This is a genomic window from Caldicoprobacter faecalis (genome assembly GCF_900115765.1).
GTDB classification, from domain to species: Bacteria; Bacillota; Clostridia; order Caldicoprobacterales; family Caldicoprobacteraceae; genus Caldicoprobacter; species Caldicoprobacter oshimai.
On record NZ_FOXR01000065.1, the window covers coordinates 1 to 4,073 of the forward strand.

General features: G+C 45.1%; 4 protein-coding genes. All 4 read right to left on the reverse strand.

The genetic code is table 11. The features are described 5' to 3' along the window. Nucleotides 1–332: 332 nt before the first annotated feature. Nucleotides 333–2,117, reverse strand: coding sequence for an oligoendopeptidase F (gene pepF / locus BM241_RS11885; RefSeq protein ID WP_092282885.1), 1,785 nt, complete (start codon nt 2,115–2,117; stop codon nt 333–335). A 275-nt stretch (nt 2,118–2,392) separates the two neighbouring features. Beyond that, entirely contained in the window at nt 2,393–2,587 is a 195-nt protein-coding gene (gene rpmF, locus BM241_RS11890; protein WP_025746429.1) for a 50S ribosomal protein L32, read from the reverse strand. Between the two features lie 2 nt (nt 2,588–2,589). Further along, the gene (locus BM241_RS11895) at nt 2,590–3,132 is read right to left on the reverse strand and encodes a YceD family protein (protein WP_051456280.1); all 543 of its coding nucleotides are present in this window, start codon (nt 3,130–3,132) and stop codon (nt 2,590–2,592) included. A 173-nt stretch (nt 3,133–3,305) separates the two neighbouring features. Further along, nucleotides 3,306–3,899: a metallophosphoesterase gene (locus BM241_RS11900; RefSeq protein ID WP_278292904.1), complete on the reverse strand. Its 594-nt coding sequence runs from the start codon at nt 3,897–3,899 to the stop codon at nt 3,306–3,308. Nucleotides 3,900–4,073 lie beyond the last annotated feature (174 nt).

The window sequence follows — 4,073 nt, forward strand, 5'->3', positions numbered from 1 at the left end:
TAAGATGATGTAAACAACAGGGCGAGGGAGTCCGTGTATCCCCTCAATAAATTGAGGGGGATTACTGCCCCCTCGCACTCCCCCCATTTTCTAAACTGACGCACAAATCGTAAATATAATGTAAGTGTTGATACTGTTTATAACGTTTATAGTAAGAGATCCCTGACTGACAATGATGCCTACCATCAGGTCAATACGGACAAGCCTCAGCGGTGGACCCAATAATATCATCACTAACACCACCGTACGTATTGCTCAGCATACCCCCAATTCATTCAGACTATTACTACCAAGTTAGTTATCACCCTTTTTCAACTTATCGATTCCTTACCTCATTTTTCAAACTCGTCAAGCAGCTTTTCAAATACATCCAGCGCGTCGTCAATAGGCTTTGGAACCGTGAGGTCCACACCGGCTTTTTTCAAGATGTTCAGAGGATAATCAGAACTTCCGCTCTTTAGGAACTCCTTGTACCTCTCTACGGCCGCCTCGCCTTCATTCATTATCATCTGCGAAATGGCTATCGCGGCCGAAAAACCGGTCGCGTACTTATATACGTAAAAGTTCCTGTAGAAATGAGGAATCCTGGCCCATTCGTAACTTATGCCCTCATCCACCACGATTTCATCGCCGTAATACAGCTTATTCAGCTCATAATACTTTTTGCTGAGCGCCTCAGCCGTAAGTGCTTCCCCTCTTTCGGCCATCTCATGGATTATCTTTTCGAATTCGGCAAACATCACCTGTCTGAACACAGTGGTCCTGAATTCTTCAAGGAAGTGATTCAACAGGTATAGCTTCTCCTTCTCATCGCTGGTATTCTTCAAAAGATAGTCTATGAGTATGGCCTCATTGCAGGTGGAAGCAACCTCGGCCAGGATAATCCTATAATCCGCGTACACATAAGGCTGTACCGAATTTGAATAGTAAGTGTGAAGGGCGTGCCCCATCTCGTGGGCAATGGTGAATACGTCATTGAGATTGCCCTGGAAATTCAGTAGCACATAAGGATGTACTCCATATGCTCCCCACGAATAAGCCCCCGACGTCTTTCCTCTGTTTTCGTAAACATCAATCCAGCGAGAAGAGAAGCCCTCTTTGAGCAGGCTTATGTACTCATCCCCCAATGGTTTTAAACCTTCCAGCACCAGGTCCACCGCTTCCTCGTAAGTAAACCTCCTGTCATACTCCTGTATCAGTGGAACATAGAGGTCGTACATGTGCATCTCGTCCAGCCCCAAAAGCCGCTTCTTTATGCCGACATACCTGTGCAGCGCTTCCAGCCTCTTGTGCACCGTGTCTATGAGGTTATCATACACGCTGACATCCACGTTGTCGTCAAACAGGGAAGCCTCCAGCGACGAATTGTATTTCCTGATGCTGGCATAAAAGACATCCTTTTTGACGTTGCCTGCCATGGTGGCGGCAAAAGTGTTTATGTATTTTTTGTAAGTATCGTACATGGCGTTGAATGCTGATCTTCTCACATCCCTGTTGCCGCTCTGCATAAAGCTTATGAAGTTGCCGTGGGTGAGCTCCACCTCATTGCCCTGCTCATCCTTGATAGATGGGAACCTCAAATCGGCGTTGTTTAACATGGTGTATATGTTGGAAATTGATTGGGCCATCGTTTGGGTCTCGGCCAGTATCCTTTCCTCTTCCGGTGAAAGGACATGGGACTTATATCTCAGCAGGTTATCCAAGTACTGCCGATAAACCTTTAGCTCCTCCAGCTTTTCAATCATAGCCCTCAGTTTGCCCTCATCTATGGACAAAATCTCGGGTGCTATAAAGGATGTGGCACTGGAAGCTTCGATGCTAAGCTGCATTGCCCTGTCGGTCAAAGCCTGATACCTGGGATTGGTGTTATCCTCATCCCTTCGCATCCGGGCATATGCAAATATCTTTTCAATTTTCATGCCTATCTGGTCGTTCAACTTCAGCACTTTAAGCAGATTCTCAGCGGTATTTATCTTGCCTTTAAAACCGGCAATCTCCTCAAGCAGCTGCTTTGTGCTCTTATAATCTTCCTCCCACAGCTCCTCGTTCTCATATATGTCCTCCAGCCTCCATTTATACTTCTCATCGATCTCGTTTCTGTTTCTCAAGGTCTCCACCTATATACCCCTCCATCTTAGTCTATTTTTTAACACCTGAGGATATTATAGCATACAATGGCTATACTATGCTAGAAAAACAGCAGCTGCTTAGATGGCATCAGTACCAAAGAACAACAGCTGTCCAAAGGAAATATTACAACTAGGAGCAGAAAAATATTACTCCCAAACAAAAAACATCACTAGAACCAAACAACACCAGAAATATTGGCAACAAATAATAGAAGGCGTTTCTAAGTAAGCAATTTTTAGCGCCAAAAACAGAAGAACTGCCCTTACTGCTGGGCAGATCCTTCTTCGACATCAATAACCTGTCTGCGCTTGTAATACCCACAATGCCTGCAGGCCCTATGCGAGAGCTTAGCTTCTCCGCACTGTGGACACGTCACAATGCTGGGCAATGTAACTTTCCAGTGAGCCCTCCTCTTGTCCCTTCTTGCTCTCGAGGTCTTTCTCTTAGGTACAGCCATCCTTACACCTCCTCACCATTGGCAAATAGTGCTTTTTTCAGAGCCAGAAGGCGCGGATCTACCACGCGTTCTTCTTGATGCTCTACATTCTCTTCACACTGACACTGCTCTATATTTAAATCACGACCACAATATGGACATAATCCCTTGCATTCCTCACTGCATTGCCTGCGCATGGGCAATTCAAGCAGCAAGAATTCAAGGATTATATCCTTCAAGTCCACTACCTCGCCCTCATAAAGAAAAATATCCGGGTCCTCTGGGTCACCCACCTTGCTCAACCTGGCAGTAAAACTAAACTCCAATTCTTTGTCGTAGCGTTTGGTGCACCTGGCACACTGCAGCGACAACTTAGCCACGGCGTCGGCATCGAGCACCAGCAACTTGCCGGTATTCGTTATGTGGCCTGATACGCTAACCGGCCCCAACAAGCCTATCCTTTCTCCCTGATATATGATATCTTCCAGGGGTTGGCTCCCGCTAAATTCTTTTGAGGAGCCTTTTTCCTTCAGAATATCCGATACGTCGATAACCAATTTTATCACCCCATTTACAATCGACTCTTATTATATAGATACATTACAGCTTTTGTCAAGTGCTCATTTTAGATAACACTTCCAACCTTGCAAAGCTCTAAGCCGCCATATACGATTTAGCTTCCCGCTGCTTCTTTATAAATATTTTGACCAAATAAGAGTAGATACTTGCAGTATTTGGATCATTTCTTCCTCAATAGCGTCAAAACAATAACTTCCGGACGGTTGAAAAGCCTTTGGGGAATAATACTATTTCCAAGTCCCCGGCTGACAATCATAGTGCTGTTTCCTCTTTTATATTCTCCAGATGTATATTCTGGAAACAACCCTTGATTGGGGGCAACCAATCCTCCTATAAAGGGAAGCCTCACCTGCCCGCCGTGAGCATGTCCGGATAGAACCAAATCAAATCCATAGCTGCTGTATAAAGGAAACAGCTCAGGCCTATGGGCTAAGAGAATTTTAAACGCATCAAATTTTTTAATTCTTTTTAATGCCTGTATAATTTTTTTCTCGGTCGTCATTGCTTCTCCATATATTGCCTGTGATGCAGGGTCATCTATCCCTATAATATAGATCTCATCTCCACCCTTCGTTATTCTGGCATATGTATTTCGCAAAACATGGATACCGTTTTCGTTTAACGCTTTTTCCAGAGCATTAAACTCACCTGACCACCATTCATGGTTGCCAGTCACGAAATACGTTGGAGCAATTTTCACGCTCTGTTTCATCAATTCCAACCCTGGCTCGACATCATAATACCTGCTATCCACCAAATCACCTTTGACTTCTCCCCGCCCTGGAAGGGGCGAGGATTCTTGACAGCTCCGAATTTCAGGCCGTCTTCCCTACTGGGTGGATATTCCACTCAATAGGGCAACACAGGTGTGGTGTGTACCTCACACCTGTGGGGCAAGCCAATAGCCCTACTACCAGGCTTAAAGAGC